The sequence below is a fragment of the Streptomyces flavotricini genome, from assembly GCF_020639365.1.
Lineage (GTDB): Bacteria > Actinomycetota > Actinomycetes > Streptomycetales > Streptomycetaceae > Streptomyces > Streptomyces flavotricini.
Genome location: NZ_JAINUL010000001.1, coordinates 6,515,590 through 6,533,520 on the forward strand (window position 1 = coordinate 6,515,590; position 17,931 = coordinate 6,533,520).

Sequence of the window (17,931 nt, forward strand, 5' to 3'; positions counted from 1 at the left end):
CTTTCACGAGGGGGTGTCGGCAGGTCGGCGCTAAGCGGTGTCGGGTCCCGCTGCCGCGCGGAACCGGGCTCCCGCCGGGTCGCCTTCGTCGTGCCACCAGACACGGACGCGCCAAGGGACGCCGTCCCCGGGGTAGTCGGCGGACGTCATGAACCCGCGTATCAATTCGGCTCCTATGTCCTCCGCTGTCCTGTTTCTCACTTCTGTTACGCCATGCCACGGATGTTCCTGTACGTTCCACAGCCCGTCAGGACCGCGCACCTCGAAGCGCCACACCGCGAGCCAGGGCGTGACCTCCAGCATCGTGCCCACCTGTTCGGCGCCGAGGCTCAGCCGGGCGGCGATCTCGGGCTCGGCCACGCCCTGGATCCGGGCCGCCACCACGGCCTGGGGCAGCAGGGGTTCGGGCAGCAGGCCCTGCGCGCGCAGGTTGACCAGGGAGTCGAAGGACAGGAAGCGCAGCCGCAGTTCGAGCTGGCGGCCGATGTGGTCGAGGGCCTCCTCCGCCTCCTGGGCCTCCTCCGGGCCGGGGGCCGCGCGCAGCAGCCGGCGGAAACCGCCCTCCGCGTCCACCGCCCACGCCACCGCCTCCTCGGCGGAGCCCAGCTCCGCGAGGCGGTCCCCGAGGAACACCTTGGCCTGCGCGAGACCGCGCCGGTTGACCGGATCCCGCTGGTCCAGGCCCGCCCACACCTCGACCGCGGCCCGGGTCACGTCCAGGGCGCGTTCGCCCGCCGCCCGCTCCATCGCGCTCGGGCCGGAACCGGTCTCCGCGCCGAGCGGATAGCGGGGCAGCCGTGCCTCGTCGCTCAGCGGCCAGGACAGCCAGACCCCCTGGTTGATCAGGCCCCGGGCGTACCAGCGGGCGTACTCGGGGGCGTGTCCGGCCGCCTGCTGGGCGTGCCGCAGCCCCTCCTCGACGGCCGAGAGGGCGCCGGCCCGGTCACCGCCGGCGAAGCGGCGGGCCGCCAGGTCGCCCAGGCGCAGGCCGAGCCGCGCCGCGCACTCCGGATCGGTGCGCGCCGGCTCGCGCAGCGCGCCGATCAGCTCCGTCAGCAGCGCCTCGGCCTCGGCCGGCGCCGCCCGCGCGGCACCCGAGCGGACCTGTGCCCATTGCGCGTCCAGCCGTAGAACGTCTTCCCGTTGCGCCATGCCCGCCCCCCGGCGTCCTGGTGTGCACCGCCCCCGCGGGGCGGCGCACATCCTCCTGCCGGGTCAACGAACGGGGGTGGGGATTCACTCCCAGCGGAACAGCTTCGCGGCGGCGCCGAGTCCGAGGACGGCCCACGCGGCCAGGACGGCCACGTCCCCCCACGGCAGCCCGGAACCGTGCCGGAGCACCTCGCGCAGCCCGTCGGACAGCGCCGAGATCGGCAGCAGCCCCAGCACGGACTGCACGGCTGCGGGGAACTTCTCCATCGGCACGATCACGCCGCCGCCGACCAGCAGCAGCAGGAACACCAGGTTGGCGGCGGCCAGCGTGGCCTCGGCCTTGAGGGTGCCCGCCATCAGCAGCCCGAGCCCGGAGAAGGCGGCGGTGCCCAGCAGGATCAGCGCGGCGACCGCGAGCGGATCGCCGTGCGGGGACCAGCCCAGCGCGAGGGCGATCACCGTCAGCAGCGCGATCTGGAGCACCTCGGTGACCAGCACGGACAGCGTCTTGGCGGACATCAGCGCCCAGCGCGGCAGCGGCGAGGCGCCGAGCCGCTTGAGCACCCCGTAGCGGCGGTCGAAGCCGGTGGCGATGGCCTGGCCGGTGAAGGCGGTGGACATCACGGCCAGCGCCAGGATGCCCGGCGCGAGGAAGTCCACGGACTTCTCGGCTCCCCCCTCCTGAAGGGGCACGGTGACGATGTCGACGGCGGAGAACAGCACCAGCAGCAGCGCCGGGATGATCACGGTCAGCAGCAGCTGCTCCCCGTTGCGCAGCAGCATCCGGGTCTCCAGCGCCGTCTGCGCCAGGATCATCCGGGACACGGGTGCGGCCCCCGCGGCGGGGGTGAACGTACCGGCGCTCATGCGCGCAGCTCCTTGCCCGTGAGTTCCAGAAAGACGTCTTCGAGGCTGTGCCGCTCCACCGAGAGGCTGCTCGGCATCACCCCGTGCTGGGCGCACCAGGAGGCGACCGTGGCCAGCAGCTGCGGGTCCACGGCGCCGGTGACCCGGTAGACGCCCGCGGTGAGCTCGGCGGCCTCGGTGCCGTCGGGCAGCGCCTTCAGCAGCGAGCCGAGGTCGAGGGCGGGCCGCCCGGTGAAGCGCAGGGTGTTCTCGGCGCCGCCGCGGCACAGCTGCTCGGGACTGCCGTGGGCGATGACGCGGCCGGCGTCGACGATGGCGACCTCGTCCGCGAGCTGCTCGGCCTCGTCCATGTGGTGGGTGGTGAGGACGACGGTGACCCCGTCGGCGCGCAGTTCCCGTACGAGGTCCCAGGTCGCCCGGCGGGCCTGCGGGTCGAGCCCCGCGGTCGGCTCGTCCAGGAAGACCAGCTCGGGGCGGCCGACCACGGCCATGGCCAGGGCCAGGCGCTGCTGCTGGCCGCCGGAGAGGCGGCGGTAGGCGGTGCGGCCGCAGCCGCCCAGCCCGAGCCGCTCGACCAGCACGTCCACGTCGAGCGGGTGGGCGTACAGCCTGGCCATGTGGCGCAGCATCTCCACGGCGCGGGCGCCGGAGTAGACCCCGCCGGACTGGAGCATCACGCCGATGCGCGGGCGCAGCGCCTCGGCCTGGGCGACGGGGTCGAGGCCGAGGACGCGGACGGTGCCGGCGTCGGGGCGCAGGTAGCCCTCGCAGGTCTCCACGGTGGTGGTCTTGCCCGCGCCGTTGGGGCCGAGGACGGCGGTGACCGAGGCCTTGCGGACGGTGAGGTCGAGACCGTCCACCGCCGTCTTGGGCCCGTACCGCTTCACCAGTCCGCGGATCTCCACGGCGGGGTCGTTGCTCATGCGGGTGAGTCTACGGAGCCGGGGAGGGGGTCCTTGGCCCCGGGGGCGGAGGAGTACCGACCTCCGTATCCGTGACTTTTTCAGTCGTGCGGCCCCGTACGGGTCAGCCGGTTTCAGTGACTTTTCGCCGACGTGATGTGCACCGTTCCCCGGAACCGCCGTATGCGGGGGATTGCTGGTGGGAGCCGTGTACCGGGGTACCGGAGGGCCCGGCGGGATAGCGGATCATTCCCTTCCGTTTAACTCTGCGTAGACAAATTAGGTAACCCTTAGTGATAGAGGCCACCAGGAGTGGCCCCGGTCACGGCTTGTCGGGGCTCGACTAATTACGCAACAATGGCGTTGTGAAATACGGCGAACGGATGATCGAGACCCCCCAGGGGGAGCTCGCTACCGGGGAGCGGTCAACCCGCAACCGGGTCGCGCGCTCCATCCTGGACCACGGTCCCTCGACCGTCGCCGACCTCGCAGCGCGTCTCGGCCTCACCCAGGCCGCCGTCCGCCGCCACCTCGACACGCTCGTCGCCGACGACGTGGTCGAGCCCCGTGAGCAGCGCGTCTACGGTGCGCGCACCCGGGGCCGGCCCGCCAAGGTCTTCGCGCTGACCGACTGCGGCCGCGACGCGTTCGACCAGTCCTACGACTCGCTCGCCGCGGACGCACTGCGCTGGATCGCGCAGGCCGCCGGCGGAGGTGAGCAGGGGGAGGCGGCCGTCGCCGCCTTCGCCAGGGCGCGGATGGACGCACAGGCCGAGACCTACCGGGAAAGCCTGGACGCCGCCGCCCCCGCGGAACGCACCGAGGCCCTTGCCAAGGCGTTGACCGCGGACGGGTACGCTGCTACGGCGAAGAGCGCTCCCGGTCCGCACAGCGGTGAACAGCTCTGCCAGCACCACTGCCCGGTCGCCCATGTCGCCGAGCAGTTCCCGCAGCTCTGCGAGGCGGAGACCGAGGTCTTCTCCCGCCTGCTCGGGACGCACGTGCAGCGCCTCGCCACGATCGCCCACGGCGACGGGGTGTGCACCACCTTCATCCCGCGAGGCGCGGGCACCACACAGAACGACACATCAGCATCTGCCAGCACGGCCGGGAGGAACCCCGCATGACCACGGAGACTGCTCACCCTGAGCTTGAGGGTCTGGGCAACTACGAGTACGGCTGGGCCGACTCCGACGCGGCCGGCTCGGCTGCCAAGCGAGGCCTGTCGGAGGACGTCGTCCGCGACATCTCGGCGAAGAAGAACGAGCCCGAGTGGATGCTGAAGCTCCGCCTCAAGGGCCTGAAGCTCTTCGGCAAGAAGCCCATGCCGACCTGGGGCTCCGACCTCTCCGGCATCGACTTCGACAACATCAAGTACTTCGTGCGTTCCACCGAGAAGCAGGCCGCTTCGTGGGAGGACCTGCCCGAGGACATCAAGAACACGTACGACAAGCTCGGCATCCCGGAGGCGGAGAAGCAGCGCCTCGTCGCCGGTGTCGCGGCCCAGTACGAGTCCGAGGTCGTCTACCACCAGATCCGCGAGGACCTGGAGGAGCAGGGCGTCATCTTCCTCGACACGGACACCGCGCTCAAGGAGCACCCGGAGCTCTTCCAGGAGTACTTCGGCACGGTCATCCCGGTCGGCGACAACAAGTTCGCGTCGCTGAACACCGCCGTGTGGTCGGGCGGCTCGTTCATCTACGTGCCCAAGGGCGTCAAGGTCGACATCCCGCTCCAGGCCTACTTCCGCATCAACACGGAGAACATGGGCCAGTTCGAGCGGACGCTGATCATCGTCGACGAGGACGCCTACGTCCACTACGTCGAGGGCTGCACCGCCCCGATCTACTCCTCGGACTCGCTGCACAGCGCCGTGGTCGAGATCATCGTGAAGAAGGGCGGCCGCTGCCGCTACACGACGATCCAGAACTGGTCGAACAACGTCTACAACCTGGTCACCAAGCGCGCCGTGGCGTACGAGGGCGCGACCATGGAGTGGATCGACGGCAACATCGGCTCCAAGGTCACCATGAAGTACCCGGCCGTCTACCTGATGGGCGAGCACGCCAAGGGCGAGACCCTCTCCATCGCCTTCGCGGGCGAGGGCCAGCACCAGGACGCCGGCTCCAAGATGGTCCACATGGCGCCGAACACCTCCTCGAACATCGTCTCCAAGTCGGTGGCGCGGGGCGGCGGCCGCACCTCGTACCGCGGTCTGGTCGAGATCGGCGAGGGTGCCCACGGCTCCAAGTCGAACGTGCTCTGCGACGCGCTCCTGGTCGACACGATCTCCCGCTCGGACACGTACCCGTACGTCGACGTCCGCGAGGACGACGTCTCCATGGGTCACGAGGCGACCGTCTCCAAGGTCTCGGACGACCAGCTCTTCTACCTGATGAGCCGCGGCATGACCGAGTTCGAGGCCATGGCCATGATCGTGCGCGGGTTCGTCGAGCCGATCGCGCGCGAGCTGCCCATGGAGTACGCACTGGAGCTCAACCGGCTGATCGAGCTGCAGATGGAGGGCTCGGTCGGTTAATCCCCGACCGTCCCGGATCCGCAGCAATTCTTTGACGTAGACCGTGTTCTTTTAAGAGAGCGAGCAAGACGACAGCCATGGCTGAGGCTCAGAACATTCCGGCCGGTTCGACCACGGCCGGCGCGATCGCGGTGGCCGCCGAGTCCACCGTCGCCACCCGGATGAGCGCACCCCCGTCCTTCGACGTGGCGGACTTCCCCGTCCCCCACGGCCGCGAGGAGGAGTGGCGGTTCACCCCGCTGGCGCGCCTGCGGGGTCTGCACGACGGCACCGCGGTCGCGGACGGCACCATGAAGGCCCAGATCGACGCGCCCGAGGGCGTCACCGTCGAGTCGGTGGAGCGCGGCGACGCGCGCATCGGCAAGGCAGGCACCCCCGTGGACCGGATCGCCGCCCAGGCGTTCTCGTCCTTCGCCAAGGCCACGGTCGTCACCGTGCCCAAGGAGGCCGTCCTGACCGAGCCGGTGCGCGTCTCGCTGCACGGCGAGGGCGGTACGACCTTCGGCCACACCGTCTTCGACGTGCAGGCCTTCGCCGAGGCCGTCATCGTCATCGACCACACCGGTGACGGCGTGCGCGCCGCCAACGTCGACTTCCTCGTCGGCGACGGTGCGAAGCTCACCGTCGTCTCCGTGCAGGACTGGGACGACACCGCCGTCCACTGCTCCCAGCACAACGCGCTGATCGGCCGCGACGCGACCTTCAAGTCGATCGTGGTCACCTTCGGCGGCGACCTCGTACGCCTGCACCCGCGGGTCAGCTACGCGGGCCCCGGCGGCGAGGCCGAGCTCCTCGGCCTGTACTTCACGGACGCCGACCAGCACCAGGAGCACCGCCTCCTGGTCACGCACGACGCCCCGCACTGCAAGTCGCACGTGGTCTACAAGGGCGCCCTGCAGGGCGAGGGTGCGCACGCCGTCTGGATCGGCGACGTCCTCATCGAGAAGAGCGCCGAGGGCACCGACACCTACGAGATGAACCGCAACCTCGTCCTGACGGACGGCGCGCGGGTCGACTCGGTGCCGAACCTGGAGATCGAGACCGGCGAGATCGTCGGCGCCGGCCACGCCTCCGCGACCGGCCGCTTCGACGACGAGCAGCTCTTCTACCTCCAGGCCCGCGGCATCCCGGCCGACGAGGCCCGGCGCCTGGTCGTGCGCGGCTTCTTCGCCGAGCTCGTCCAGCAGATCGGTGTCGACGACATCGAGGAGCGCCTGCTCGCCAAGATCGAGACCGAGCTCGAGGCGTCCGTCTGATGACCTACGTCAAGGCCTGCGCGCTGAGCGAGCTGGAGGAGAACACCCCGAAGCGGGTGGAACTCGACGGCACGCCGGTGTCCATCGTCTCCACCGAGGGGGAGGTGTTCGCGATCAACGACATCTGCTCGCACGCGAACGTCTCGCTCTCGGAGGGCGAGGTCGAGGACTGCATGATCGAGTGCTGGCTGCACGGGTCCTCCTTCGACCTGCGCACCGGCAAGCCGTCCGGTCTGCCCGCGACCCGCCCGGTTCCCGTATACCCCGTAAAGATCGAAGGGGGCGACGTGCTCGTCTCCCTCACCCAGGAGTCCTGAGGTATCCATGGCAACGCTTGAAATCCACGACCTGCACGTCTCCGTCGAGGCCGAGAACGGCGCCCGCGAGATCCTCAAGGGTGTCGACCTCACCGTCAAGGCCGGCGAGACGCACGCCATCATGGGTCCGAACGGCTCCGGCAAGTCCACGCTGGCGTACTCGCTCGCCGGTCACCCGAAGTACACCATCACCGGTGGCACCGTGACCCTCGACGGCGAAGACGTCCTGGAGATGTCCGTCGACGAGCGCGCCCGCGCCGGCGTCTTCCTCGCCATGCAGTACCCGGTCGAGGTCCCCGGCGTCTCGGTCTCCAACTTCCTGCGCACCTCGGCCACCGCCATCCGCGGCGAGGCCCCGAAGCTGCGCACCTGGGTGAAGGAGGTCAAGTCCGCGATGGAGCAGCTCCAGATGGACCCGGCCTTCGCCGAGCGCAACGTCAACGAGGGCTTCTCCGGCGGTGAGAAGAAGCGCCACGAGATCCTGCAGCTGGAGCTCCTCAAGCCGAAGATCGCGATCCTCGACGAGACCGACTCCGGCCTCGACGTCGACGCCCTGCGCATCGTCTCCGAGGGCGTCAACCGCGTCCGCGAGAGCGGCGAGGTCGGCACCCTGCTGATCACCCACTACACGCGCATCCTGCGCTACATCAAGCCCGACTTCGTGCACGTGTTCGCGAACGGCCGCATCGCCGAGTCCGGTGGCGCCGAGCTGGCGGACCAGCTGGAGGCCGAGGGCTACGACAAGTACGTGAAGGGTGGCGCAACCGCGTGACACAGCTGCCTGGCCTCCTCGACATCGAGGCGATCCGCAAGGACTTCCCCCTTCTGGATCGTGTGGTCCACGACGGGAAGAAGATCGTTTACCTGGACAACGCGGCGACCTCGCAGAAGCCGCGCCAGGTGCTCGACGCGCTGAACGAGTACTACGAGCAGCACAACGCCAACGTCCACCGCGGCGTGCACGTGCTCGCCGAGGAGGCCACGGCGCTGTACGAGGGCGCCCGCGACAAGGTCGCCGCCTTCATCAACGCGCCGAGCCGCGACGAGGTGATCTTCACCAAGAACGCCTCGGAGTCGCTCAACCTGGTCGCGAACATGCTCGGCTGGGCGGACGAGCCCTACCGGGTCGACCGCGAGACCGAGATCGCCATCACGGAGATGGAGCACCACTCCAACATCGTCCCGTGGCAGCTGCTCTCGCAGCGCACCGGCGCGAAGCTGAAGTGGTTCGGCCTCACCGACGACGGCCGGCTCGACCTGTCCAACATCGAAGAGGTCATCACGGAGAAGACGAAGATCGTCTCCTTCACGCTGGTCTCCAACATCATGGGCACGATCAACCCGGTCGAGGCGATCGTCCGGCGCGCGCAGGAGGTCGGCGCGCTGGTGCTGATCGACGCCTCGCAGGCCGCTCCGCACATGCCGCTCGACGTGCAGGCGCTCGGCGCCGACTTCGTGGCCTTCACCGGCCACAAGATGTGCGGTCCGACCGGCATCGGCGTGCTCTGGGGCCGCCAGGAGCTCCTGGAGGACCTGCCCCCGTTCCTCGGCGGCGGCGAGATGATCGAGACCGTGTCGATGCACGCCTCGACGTACGCCCCGGCGCCCCACAAGTTCGAGGCGGGTACGCCCCCGATCGCCCAGGCCGTCGGCCTCGGCGCGGCCGTGGACTACCTCACCGCGATCGGCATGGACAAGATCGCCGCGCACGAGCACGCGATCACCGAGTACGCGGTGAAGCGCCTCCTGGAGGTCCCCGACCTGCGGATCATCGGCCCCACCACGGCCGAGGACCGCGGCGCCGCGATCTCCTTCACGCTCGGTGACATCCACCCGCACGACGTGGGCCAGGTCCTGGACGAGCAGGGCATCGCGGTCCGCGTGGGACACCACTGCGCGCGCCCGGTCTGCCTGCGCTACGGAATTCCCGCGACCACGCGAGCGTCTTTCTACCTGTACTCCTCTCCGGCCGATGTCGACGCGCTGATCGACGGGCTGGAGCACGTACGGAACTTCTTCGGCTGACGAGGGCGACGAGGACGACGCAGTGAAGCTGGATTCGATGTACCAGGAACTGATCCTGGACCACTACAAGCACCCGCACGGGCGTGGCCTGCGCGACGGCGACGCCGAGGTGCACCACGTCAACCCGACGTGCGGCGACGAGATCACGCTGCGGGTGAAGTACGACGGCGAGACGCTCACCGACGTCTCGTACGAGGGCCAGGGCTGCTCCATCAGCCAGGCCAGCGCGTCCGTGCTGAACGAGCTGCTCGTCGGCAAGGAGCTGGCCGAGGCGCAGAAGATCCAGGGCGTGTTCCTGGAGATGATGCAGTCGAAGGGCAAGATCGAGCCCGACGAGGCCATGGAGGAGGTGCTGGAGGACGCGGTCGCGTTCGTCGGCGTCTCCAAGTACCCGGCTCGCGTGAAGTGTGCTCTGCTGAGCTGGATGGCCTGGAAGGACGCGACCGCCCAGGCACTGGGCGACGCCGCGGAGAGGAAGACGGCATGACCGAGAACGCGACGCCCGCCGAGGCGTCGATCAAGCCGGCCACCGAGGAAGAGGTCCGCGAGGCCCTCTACGACGTGGTCGACCCCGAGCTGGGCATCGACGTCGTCAACCTGGGCCTGATCTACGGCATCCACATCGACGACGCGAACATCGCCACCCTCGACATGACGCTGACCTCGGCGGCCTGCCCGCTGACGGACGTCATCGAGGACCAGGCGAAGTCGGCGACGGACGGCATCGTGAGCGAGCTGCGGATCAACTGGGTCTGGATGCCGCCGTGGGGCCCGGACAAGATCACGGACGACGGTCGCGAGCAGCTGCGCGCGCTCGGCTTCAACGTCTGAGCCACCGCTTCACGAAGGGTCCCCGGCACCGCGCCGGGGGCCCTTCGCGTGCTCCGGGGGCGCTGCGCGTGCCCGGGCGGCCGTTCGCGTGCCCCGGGAGCTCCCGGGAGGCCCTGCGTGTTCGTCCGGCGGACGATTGACGTGCACCGGATGTTGGCCACGGTGGCCGAACCTGCTCGACGGCCGTCACGGCGTGACGCGGTTCGCGCCCGGCTCGACTCTTGGGGACGGACACCGATGAAGAAGCAGCTTGGCATCGCAGGCATGGCGGCGCTGGTCGTCGCCGGGACGGTCACGGTCGTGCCCGCCCAGGCGGTGACGTACGGGACGCCGACGATCAGCCTGTCCGCCGCGTACCTGTCCGGCGCCGTCGGCGCGTCCGGGGACCCCGTGGTCGACGTGACCGTGGGACAGAGCGGCGCCGACGCGTCCGCGCTGACGGTCAGCGCGTCCGCGTCGAGCAAGGCCTCGGTCGCCGGGACCGGCGACGTGACCGTCACCGGGACCGGGGCGGTGCGGCGCCTGGCCGTCGCCGCGCGCGGCCGCGGCTACACCGACCTCACCGTCAAGGTGACGGGGCTGGGCGGCAAGAGCGCCACCAAGACCCTGTCGTACGCCGCCTCCGCCGCCGTGCAGAACCCGGCCGACGCCCGCTACTTCACCGGCGCCTCCGACTCCTCGGCCGCCGTGGACGTCGGCGGCGGCTACACCGTCGTCGCCGACGACGAGAGCAACGTGCTGCGCCTGTACGACCGTTCCCGCTCGGCGGCCCCGGTCCGCACCTGGGACTTCAGCTCGCAGCTCGGCGTCACCAAGGAGGTGGACATCGAGGGGGCGACCCTGATCGGGAACACCATCTACTGGACGGGATCGCTCGGCAACAACAAGGACGGCGAGTACAAGGCGCCCCGGAACACGGTGTTCACCACCACGGTGAGCGGCTCGGGATCGGCCACGCAGCTCGCGTACGGGCGCTCGTACAAGAAGCTCCGCGACGACCTGGTGGCCTGGGACAAGGCGAACGGGAACCGCTACGGCTTCGCGGCCGGCACGGCCGCGGGCGAGGTGCCCAAGCAGATCGACGGGTTCAACGTGGAGGGGCTGGAGTTCGCGCCCGGCTCGACCACCACCGCCTACCTGGGTTTCCGGGCCCCGCTGGCCCCGGCGGTGCCGGGCGGCAAGGCGCTGGTCGTTCCGGTGACCAACTTCGACCAGGTGCTCTCCAGCGGGGCCAAGGCCACCTTCGGGGCGGGCATCGAGCTCGACCTCGGCGGCCTCGCGATCCGCGACATCCGCAAGAACGCGGCCAACCAGTACCTGATCCTGGCCGGCTCCTGGGCCGCGGACGACAACTCGGACCCGTACGCGCTCTACCAGTGGGACGGCGTAGCCGGTCACGCCCCGGTGAAGCGGGCCGATCTGCCGACGACGGACCCGGGCGGCTGGGAGGCCGTCGTGGACGTGCCGGACCTGTCGGTTCCGGGCGCGCGCGTCCAGCTGATCACGGACAGCGGCTCCGCCGACCTGTACGGGGACGGCACCGAGGCCAAGGACCTGACGCACGCGGAGTGGAAGAAGTCCCGCGCGGCCTGGTTCACCTTGAACTGACGCTCCGCGGGGCCGGCCCCGCGGCTCCGGGCCAGTGGATCAGGCCCAGGGGTCCGGTCCCGCGGATCCCGGCCCCGCCGGCGCGGTCAGCCGGCGTCGCGGACGGCGCTCAGCGCCGCCGCCACGCCGGCTTCGATGTCGCGGATCGGATAGAACACCTCGCGCACCACGCGCTCCCGGTCCACCACCAGGGTCAGCCGCTTCAGCCGGCTCACCCCCGCCGCCCGGAACGTCGGCAGCCGCAGCGCCGCCGTCAGCGTCAGTTCCGCGTCCGAGAGCAGCGGGAACCGCAGCCCCTCCGCCTCGGCGAACTCCCGCTGCTCATCGGGCCGCTGGGTGGACACCCCGTGCACCGTCGCCCCGGCCGCCGCGAACTCCGCCAGCTGGTCCCGGTACGTGCACGACTCGAACGTGCAGCCTTTGGCCCCCGGGATCCCCGCCCACCCCGGTGGGTAGGACTCCGCCCGGGCGTACGCGCCGGGGAAGCAGTACAGGACCGTGAACGGCGTGTGAGCCACCGGATCCCGCACCTCACCGAACCGGTCCGGCAGCACCAGCTCCGGCAGCCGCGTGCCGCGCAGCGCGTGCACCCGCTCGGCCTCCCGCGAGGACTCCTCCGTCGTCGCCGTCATATCGCCTTCCCCCAGGACCCAGGTGTCCCCCCAGTCCTGGAGGGCCACCAGGACCGGCAGCAGTCCCCGCCCGCGCGGGGTCAGCCGGTATTCGTGCCGCACCGGGCGTTCCTGGTACGGCTCGCGCGTCAGCACCCCGGCTTCGACCAGCAGTTTCAGTCGCTCGGCCAGCACCTTCCGGGACACCCCCAGCTCGCGCTGGAACGCGTCGAAGCGGTGCACGCCGCGCGCGGCGTCGCGCACGATCAGCAGCGTCCACCAGTCGCCCACCACGTCGAGGGCCTGGGCGATGGCGCAGTCCGCGTCGTCGAGGTGCGTGCGCTGGGCCATGGGCACTCCTTTGTCCGTTGACCCAAGGCTGTCATGCTGACATAGTCCGTTCCCAAAAGGAACTTACTGGTTTCGGGGGCGGACATGGGAATGGCGCAGGGCTTCAAGGACGTGCCCCGGGCGGTGTGGCTGCTGGCGGCGGGGGTGTTCGTCAACGCCGTCGTCAGCTTCACCTTCGTCTTCGTGTTCCTGTACCTGACCGGCCCGCGGGGCCTCGGAGCCGCCCAGGCGGGGCTGGTCACCGGCATCGGCGGCATCGGCCTGGTCGCGGGGAACTTCACCGGCGGCTGGTACGGGGACCGCTTCGGCCACCGCCGCGTGCTGCTCGCCGCCTCCCTCGCCGGCGGCCTCGCCCTGATGTCCTTCCCGCTGCTGGCCACGGCCGGGCTCTACGCGGCCCTGCCGCTGGCCCAGTACGCCTCCGGCGTGGTCCGGGCGGCCAACTCCGCGCTGGTCGCCGTCACCGTCCCCGAGGGGGCCCGCCGGCAGGCCTTCGCCGTGGTCCGCTGCGTCTCCAACGGCGGCTTCACCCTCGGCCCGCCGCTGGGAGCCCTGCTCGCGACCGGACTCTCGTACGACTGGCTCTTCGTCGCCGACGGCCTCGGGACCCTGTTCTTCGCCGTCTGGACCGCGCGGGTCGTCCCGGCCCGCGGGGCCTCCCGCAGCGCCTCCAGCCCCGCCGCGGCCCCGGACGGGGGTCTGGGCCGCGGCGTGTGGGAGGAGCTGCGGGCACGGCCGGCCGTGCTCGTGCTGCTCGGCGCGATCCTGGTGACCGACCTCGTCTACCGCCAGCAGTACTCCACCTTCCCCGTCTTCCTCGCCGACCACGGGCTCGACACCCGGACCTTCGGCTTCGTGATCGCGCTCAACGGGGGCGTCATCCTGCTGCTGGAGCTCCCGGCCGCCGTCGCGCTGCGCGCGCGGCCGCCGCTCCCCGTCATCGCCGCGGGCATCGTGCTCGTCGGGGCCGGGTACGCGGCGCTGCTGGCCGGGGTGGGGCTCGCCAGTGCCGTGGCGATGATGGTGATGCTCAGCCTCGGCGAGATCCTGTACAAGACCACCGCGACCGCGTACGTCGCCGACCAGGCGCCCGAGCACGCCATCGGGCGGTTCCAGAGCCTGTACGCGGGGGTCTCGGTCAGCGGGGTCGTCCTCGGGCCACCGCTGGGCGGCGCCCTGTACGCGGCCGCGCCCGGGCTGCTGTGGCCGCTGTGCGCGGCGCTGGCGGCGGGCGCGGGCGGGGCGGTGCTGTACGCCTCACGGCGCGGGGCGCGGCGGAAGGTGCCGGGTGCGGCGCGACACGCGGCGCGACCGGCACATGAGACCGGTTCGCGACCTCGGGCCGTCGGCGGTTAGGTTTCGGGCATGACTGCTACGCGTACCACCGGCGCCGTCGCCGCCGGACTTGCCACCATCGCCTCCGACGGCACCGTCCTCGACACCTGGTTCCCCGCCCCCGAGCTGGTCGCCGAGCCCGGGCCGGCCGGCACCGAGCGCCTCACCGCCGATCAGGCCGTGCAGCTGCTGGGCACGGCCGCGGCCAAGGCGATCCGCCTGGACGCGGTCCGCGACGTCGAGGTCGTAGCCGTCCGCACCGTGATCTCCTCCCTGGAGGACAAGCCGCTCGACGCGCACGACGCGTACCTGCGCCTGCACCTGCTCAGCCACCGCCTGGTCAAGCCGCACGGCCAGAGCCTGGACGGCGTCTTCGGCCTGCTGGCCAACGTCGCCTGGACCTCGCTGGGCCCGGTCGCCGTGGACCAGGTGGAGGCCGTACGGCTGAACGCGCGCGCCGAGGGCCTGTACCTCCAGGTCACCTCGATCGACAAGTTCCCGCGGATGACGGACTACGTCGCCCCCAAGGGCGTGCGCATCGCCGACGCGGACCGGGTCCGCCTGGGTGCGCACCTCGCCGAGGGCACCACCGTCATGCACGAGGGCTTCGTCAACTTCAACGCCGGGACCCTCGGCACCTCGATGATCGAAGGCCGCATCTCGGCCGGCGTCGTGGTCGGAGACGGCTCCGACATCGGCGGCGGCGCGTCGACGATGGGCACCCTCTCGGGCGGCGGCAAGCAGATCATCTCGATCGGCGAGCGCTGCCTGATCGGCGCGGAGGCGGGCGTGGGCATCGCGCTGGGCGACGAGTGCATCGTCGAGGCCGGCCTGTACGTGACCGCGGGCACCCGGGTCACCCTCCCGGACGGCCAGATCGTCAAGGCCCTGGAGCTCTCGGGCGCCAGCAACATCCTCTTCCGCCGCAACTCGGTCACGGGCACGGTCGAAGCCCGCCCGAACAACGCGGTCTGGGGCGGCCTGAACGAGGTCCTGCACTCCCACAACTGATCCCCGGCCCCCAGCCCCGGAACGGCCACGACGCCCTCACCTCCCCGGCAAGGGGAGGTGAGGGCGTCGTGTTCCGCCCGGTCCCGGGAACGTCCTCCCGCCCCGAGCGCGGGGGGACGCGGTGGTTCAGCGGAGGGGGATGGTGCGGATCAGGCCGGCGAAGGCCTCTTCCTCCGCCTCGGTCAGCTCGACCGACTCCATCGGGTGCGTGGCGGTGCTGCGCTGGGCCGGGATGACCGCGACGCCCTCGTACGCGCCCGGCTCCGGCTGGTGGAAGCGGGAGTCCCACAGCATGTGCCCGAGGCCGAGCACCCACACGAGGGCGGCCACGAACAGGACGGCCAGGCCGATTTCCTGGGCGAGGGAGATCGAGGGGAACACGCGGTCCTCCGGGGGGTACGGGGGGACATGGTCGAGCGTGGGGCCACTCAACACCACAACCCGGGGCGAATGGGTGGTGATGTGGCGAGCGTCACGCCAGGGGCGAAAGTCCCGACTTCTCCGCAGGTGTCCCGACGCGCCCGCGCTCAGTGCGCCAGGCTCAGCTTGAAGCCCTCGTGGCTGCGGGCGAAGCCGAGCCGCTCGTAGAACCGGTGGGCGTCCGCCCGCTGCTTGTTGCTGGTCAGCTGGACCAGCCCGCAGCCGCGCTCGCGCGCCCGCCCGACCGCCAGCCGCATCAGCTCCGCGCCCAGGCCGTCGCCCCGCCGGTCCGCGCGGACCCGTACCGCCTCGACCAACGCACGCTCCCGCCCGCCCTGGCCGAGGCCCGGGACGTACGTCAGCTGGAGGCAGCCGACCACCGTCGCCGGCGCCCCGTCCTCGCAGAGGACCAGCATCTCGTTGCGGGCGTCCTCCTCGATCGCGGCGAAGGCCCGCTCGTGCACCTCCGCGACCTCGGCCCGCTCCTCGCCGGCATCCGCCAGCAGGGCCAGTACGACGGGCAGGTCCTCACGGGTGGCAGTACGGAAGATCATGGCCGGAAGTGTGGCAGGGCCCCCGGGCCGGGGTCACCTCCCGGCGGTAGCCGGGGGAGACGGAGTCCGGGGGACCTGCCGCTCACGAGCGCACCGCGGTCACGGGCGGAAGCGGAGCACCTGCGGGTCGTGGTCGCTGTTCTGCGCCGAGAACTCCGCGTTGACGTGCACGCTGTCGTACGTGAAGTTCTTGACGGACGGGCTGGTCAGGATCTGGTCCAGCACCTGCGCGTTGCCCTGGTACACGTAGGAGTAGCGTTCCGCCTTCGGCAGCGACTTGATCGCCGAGTACAGCGCCCCGCCGTCCTCCAGCGCCTGCGCGGTCGCCGAGAACTCGAAGTCGTTGATGTCGCCGACGGCGAGGACGCTCGCGTTCTTGTCCGCCGCCAGGAGCTGCTTGACGAAGCCGTTCACGGCCTGCGCCTGGAGCAGCCGCTTGGCCTCCGAGGAGCGCACCGGCGGCTGGTGGACCGAGGTCAGGCCCTCGTCGCCGCCCTTGGAGCCGAAGTGGTTGGCGATCACGAAGACCGTCTTGCCCTTGAACACGAACTCGCCGGCCAGCGGCTTGCGGCTGTCGGCCCACGCCGGGTTCGCCGGGTCGATCCGGCCGGGGGAGTGGGTCAGGGCGGCCTTGCCGTGCTCCTGCGTCACGCCGGTCGGGGTCACCGAGTCGCCCGCCGCGCGGTCCGTGAAGGAGACGCGGGCCGGGTTGAACAGGAACACCTGGCGGATGTTGCCACCGGGCTCGCCGCCGTCCTTGTTGTTCTCCGGGTTGACGGTGCGCCACTGGTACGCCGGGCCGCCGGCCGCCACGATGGCCGCGGTGAACTTCTTGATGGTCTCCTCGGCCGAGACGGTGCCGTCGTTCTTGGCGCCGTTGTCGTCCTGGATCTCCTCCAGGGCCAGGATGTCGGGCGAGGCCAGGTTCGCGACGACGGCCTTCGCCAGGTTGTCGAACTTCTCCTGCGGGTCGCTCGGGTCGAGGTTCTCCACGTTGTACGTGGCCACCGCGAGCTCGTTCGCCGCCTGCGCCTTGGTCTTCTCGGGGGCCAGGGTGCCCGCCTTGACGGTGCCCAGGGTGCGGGCCACCAGGGTGTAGCCGCCGAACTGGTTGAAGTCCAGCGGGCCCTCGGTGGTGCCGGTCAGCTTGTCGCCGACGTTGGCCACGGGGAAGGGCTGCTGCGCGATCGGCGCGAGCTGCTGGATCTGCAGGCGGCCGGTGTTCTGGGACTCGTACGAGCCGTAGATCGTGCCGCCGCGCTTGGCGGTGTTCTCCCAGCCCTTCACCGTGACCCACAGCTCCGAGTGCGGGTCGGTGGCGCCGACCACGCGGGAGGTGCCGATCTTCACGTTCATGCCCTCGAGGGACTCGTAGAAGTCCAGGGCGTAGCGCGAGGGCTCCAGGGTCAGGCCGTTGATGCTGCCGGCGGCGGCCGGGTCGCCCGCCGGGGCGTACTCGGCGGGCACGTTGTACTCGTTGATCGCGGTGGCCTCGGGCAGCGCGTTGCCCGAGGAGACCACGGTCACGGCCGGCTTGGAGATCTGGGTGACCGACTGGTTGCCGGAGGAGACACCGCCGGGGACGTACTCGCCGACCAGGCCGGAGACCTTGACCGCGTCGCCGACGGCGACGGTCGGGACGGCGTTGGTGAAGACGAAGACGCCCTCGCTGGTCGCGTCGTTGTCGTCGGCGTCCGGGTCCTGCATCCAGAAGCCGCGCGAGCCGTACGTGCGCACGCCCGTCACGATGCCGGCGACATCGGCGACCTGCTTGCCGTTGAGCGGCGATATGCGGGTGGTGCCCTGGATGTCGTGGATGCGTATCGGCTCGGCGGACGCGGAGCCTTCGGCCGCGTCGGCGGTGCCCGCGAGCAGGCCGGTGGCCAGGGCGGTGGCCACGAGTGCCGAGACGGCGGCGGAACGGGGGTGCGAGGAGCGCATGGTCAAGAACTCCGGTGTGTGGAAGACGAAAGCGAAGGGGTGTTGCGTGCGTTTGGCGGGATTCATGCGGTGGCTCCGCGGCCGGGCCGCAGGAGATCCGCAGGAATCCCGGAGATTCCCCATAGATCTACGCGCGTCAATTTCCTGTGTGACCAGGGAAGTTGTCAAGGCCTCCAGGGCATACGGCAGCTGACTGTGGGATGAACCAAAG

Annotated in this window: 18 protein-coding genes; 11 read left to right on the top strand and 7 right to left on the bottom strand. The window is 70.9% G+C overall.

The genetic code is table 11. From position 1 onward, the window contains the following. Positions 1-30: 30 nt before the first annotated feature. The 3 genes from K7B10_RS29710 to K7B10_RS29720 all read right to left on the bottom strand — a co-directional run bounded on the left by K7B10_RS29710 (position 31) and on the right by K7B10_RS29720 (position 2,942). A complete protein-coding gene (locus tag K7B10_RS29710) occupies positions 31-1,152 on the bottom strand; it encodes a hypothetical protein (RefSeq protein WP_229340733.1) in 1,122 nt (373 codons plus the stop codon). 84 nt (positions 1,153-1,236) lie between these two features. Further along, positions 1,237-2,019 (bottom strand): ABC transporter permease, encoded by a 783-nt coding sequence (locus K7B10_RS29715; RefSeq protein ID WP_229340735.1) that lies wholly within the window; start codon positions 2,017-2,019, stop codon positions 1,237-1,239. Next, positions 2,016-2,942: an ABC transporter ATP-binding protein gene (locus tag K7B10_RS29720; protein ID WP_229340737.1), complete on the bottom strand. Its 927-nt coding sequence runs from the start codon at positions 2,940-2,942 to the stop codon at positions 2,016-2,018. Before K7B10_RS29720 ends, K7B10_RS29715 begins: the two co-directional genes overlap by 4 nt. A gap of 362 nt (positions 2,943-3,304) precedes the next feature. Between K7B10_RS29720 and K7B10_RS29725 the strand changes: the two genes are divergently transcribed. The 9 genes from K7B10_RS29725 to K7B10_RS29765 all read left to right on the top strand — a co-directional run bounded on the left by K7B10_RS29725 (position 3,305) and on the right by K7B10_RS29765 (position 11,497). Further along, positions 3,305-4,048 carry a helix-turn-helix transcriptional regulator gene (locus tag K7B10_RS29725; RefSeq protein WP_030160379.1) on the top strand — a complete coding sequence of 248 codons (744 nt, stop codon included), beginning with the start codon at positions 3,305-3,307 and terminating at the stop codon, positions 4,046-4,048. After that, positions 4,045-5,460 carry a Fe-S cluster assembly protein SufB gene (gene sufB, locus K7B10_RS29730; protein ID WP_030858986.1) on the top strand — a complete coding sequence of 472 codons (1,416 nt, stop codon included), beginning with the start codon at positions 4,045-4,047 and terminating at the stop codon, positions 5,458-5,460. The genes K7B10_RS29725 and sufB overlap by 4 nt, the downstream gene beginning before the upstream one ends. A 77-nt stretch (positions 5,461-5,537) precedes the next feature. Further along, positions 5,538-6,716: a Fe-S cluster assembly protein SufD gene (sufD, locus tag K7B10_RS29735; protein ID WP_030858988.1), complete on the top strand. Its 1,179-nt coding sequence runs from the start codon at positions 5,538-5,540 to the stop codon at positions 6,714-6,716. Beyond that, positions 6,716-7,033 (top strand): bifunctional 3-phenylpropionate/cinnamic acid dioxygenase ferredoxin subunit, encoded by a 318-nt coding sequence (locus tag K7B10_RS29740; protein WP_030858990.1) that lies wholly within the window; start codon positions 6,716-6,718, stop codon positions 7,031-7,033. Before sufD ends, K7B10_RS29740 begins: the two co-directional genes overlap by 1 nt. 7 nt (positions 7,034-7,040) lie before the next feature. Further along, positions 7,041-7,805 carry a Fe-S cluster assembly ATPase SufC gene (gene sufC / locus K7B10_RS29745; protein ID WP_030858992.1) on the top strand — a complete coding sequence of 255 codons (765 nt, stop codon included), beginning with the start codon at positions 7,041-7,043 and terminating at the stop codon, positions 7,803-7,805. Beyond that, positions 7,802-9,058: a cysteine desulfurase gene (locus K7B10_RS29750; protein WP_030858993.1), complete on the top strand. Its 1,257-nt coding sequence runs from the start codon at positions 7,802-7,804 to the stop codon at positions 9,056-9,058. Before sufC ends, K7B10_RS29750 begins: the two co-directional genes overlap by 4 nt. A 22-nt stretch (positions 9,059-9,080) precedes the next feature. Next, the gene (gene sufU / locus K7B10_RS29755; protein WP_030160391.1) at positions 9,081-9,545 is read left to right on the top strand and encodes a Fe-S cluster assembly sulfur transfer protein SufU; all 465 of its coding nucleotides are present in this window, start codon (positions 9,081-9,083) and stop codon (positions 9,543-9,545) included. Continuing rightward, on the top strand, positions 9,542-9,889 hold the full coding sequence (locus K7B10_RS29760) for a metal-sulfur cluster assembly factor (RefSeq protein ID WP_030160393.1): 348 nt from the start codon (positions 9,542-9,544) through the stop codon (positions 9,887-9,889). Before sufU ends, K7B10_RS29760 begins: the two co-directional genes overlap by 4 nt. A gap of 264 nt (positions 9,890-10,153) precedes the next feature. After that, positions 10,154-11,497, top strand: coding sequence for a DUF3616 domain-containing protein (locus tag K7B10_RS29765; protein WP_229345509.1), 1,344 nt, complete (start codon positions 10,154-10,156; stop codon positions 11,495-11,497). Between the two features lie 86 nt (positions 11,498-11,583). Here K7B10_RS29765 and K7B10_RS29770 read toward each other — a convergent pair whose 3' ends face one another. Then, positions 11,584-12,459, bottom strand: coding sequence for a winged helix-turn-helix transcriptional regulator (locus K7B10_RS29770; protein ID WP_229340739.1), 876 nt, complete (start codon positions 12,457-12,459; stop codon positions 11,584-11,586). A gap of 84 nt (positions 12,460-12,543) precedes the next feature. Between K7B10_RS29770 and K7B10_RS29775 the strand changes: the two genes are divergently transcribed. Continuing rightward, positions 12,544-13,815 (top strand): MFS transporter, encoded by a 1,272-nt coding sequence (locus K7B10_RS29775; RefSeq protein WP_229340741.1) that lies wholly within the window; start codon positions 12,544-12,546, stop codon positions 13,813-13,815. 9 nt (positions 13,816-13,824) lie between these two features. Then, the gene (gene dapD, locus K7B10_RS29780) at positions 13,825-14,805 is read left to right on the top strand and encodes a 2,3,4,5-tetrahydropyridine-2,6-dicarboxylate N-succinyltransferase (RefSeq protein WP_229340743.1); all 981 of its coding nucleotides are present in this window, start codon (positions 13,825-13,827) and stop codon (positions 14,803-14,805) included. Between the two features lie 126 nt (positions 14,806-14,931). Here the strand turns inward: dapD and K7B10_RS29785 are convergent, their stop codons facing one another. The 3 genes from K7B10_RS29785 to K7B10_RS29795 all read right to left on the bottom strand — a co-directional run bounded on the left by K7B10_RS29785 (position 14,932) and on the right by K7B10_RS29795 (position 17,720). Further along, on the bottom strand, positions 14,932-15,186 hold the full coding sequence (locus K7B10_RS29785) for a hypothetical protein (protein WP_229340745.1): 255 nt from the start codon (positions 15,184-15,186) through the stop codon (positions 14,932-14,934). 146 nt (positions 15,187-15,332) lie between these two features. Next, on the bottom strand, positions 15,333-15,779 hold the full coding sequence (locus K7B10_RS29790; protein ID WP_229340747.1) for a GNAT family N-acetyltransferase: 447 nt from the start codon (positions 15,777-15,779) through the stop codon (positions 15,333-15,335). A gap of 99 nt (positions 15,780-15,878) precedes the next feature. Next, entirely contained in the window at positions 15,879-17,720 is a 1,842-nt protein-coding gene (locus K7B10_RS29795) for a DUF8508 domain-containing protein (RefSeq protein ID WP_229345510.1), read from the bottom strand. Between the last annotated feature and the right edge of the window lie 211 nt (positions 17,721-17,931).

Excerpts from the sequence above, each read along its gene's own strand:
- K7B10_RS29710 (WP_229340733.1), bottom strand. The coding sequence starts at position 1,152 with ATGGCGCAACGGGAAGACGTTCTACGGCTGGACGCGCAATGGGCACAG.
- K7B10_RS29715 (WP_229340735.1), bottom strand. The coding sequence starts at position 2,019 with ATGAGCGCCGGTACGTTCACCCCCGCCGCGGGGGCCGCACCCGTGTCC.
- K7B10_RS29720 (WP_229340737.1), bottom strand. The coding sequence starts at position 2,942 with ATGAGCAACGACCCCGCCGTGGAGATCCGCGGACTGGTGAAGCGGTAC.
- K7B10_RS29725 (WP_030160379.1), top strand. The coding sequence starts at position 3,305 with ATGATCGAGACCCCCCAGGGGGAGCTCGCTACCGGGGAGCGGTCAACC.
- sufB (WP_030858986.1), top strand. The coding sequence starts at position 4,045 with ATGACCACGGAGACTGCTCACCCTGAGCTTGAGGGTCTGGGCAACTAC.
- sufD (WP_030858988.1), top strand. The coding sequence starts at position 5,538 with ATGGCTGAGGCTCAGAACATTCCGGCCGGTTCGACCACGGCCGGCGCG.
- K7B10_RS29740 (WP_030858990.1), top strand. The coding sequence starts at position 6,716 with ATGACCTACGTCAAGGCCTGCGCGCTGAGCGAGCTGGAGGAGAACACC.
- sufC (WP_030858992.1), top strand. The coding sequence starts at position 7,041 with ATGGCAACGCTTGAAATCCACGACCTGCACGTCTCCGTCGAGGCCGAG.
- K7B10_RS29760 (WP_030160393.1), top strand. The coding sequence starts at position 9,542 with ATGACCGAGAACGCGACGCCCGCCGAGGCGTCGATCAAGCCGGCCACC.
- K7B10_RS29765 (WP_229345509.1), top strand. The coding sequence starts at position 10,154 with ATGGCGGCGCTGGTCGTCGCCGGGACGGTCACGGTCGTGCCCGCCCAG.
- K7B10_RS29770 (WP_229340739.1), bottom strand. The coding sequence starts at position 12,459 with ATGGCCCAGCGCACGCACCTCGACGACGCGGACTGCGCCATCGCCCAG.
- K7B10_RS29775 (WP_229340741.1), top strand. The coding sequence starts at position 12,544 with ATGGGAATGGCGCAGGGCTTCAAGGACGTGCCCCGGGCGGTGTGGCTG.
- dapD (WP_229340743.1), top strand. The coding sequence starts at position 13,825 with ATGACTGCTACGCGTACCACCGGCGCCGTCGCCGCCGGACTTGCCACC.
- K7B10_RS29790 (WP_229340747.1), bottom strand. The coding sequence starts at position 15,779 with ATGATCTTCCGTACTGCCACCCGTGAGGACCTGCCCGTCGTACTGGCC.
- K7B10_RS29795 (WP_229345510.1), bottom strand. The coding sequence starts at position 17,720 with ATGCGCTCCTCGCACCCCCGTTCCGCCGCCGTCTCGGCACTCGTGGCC.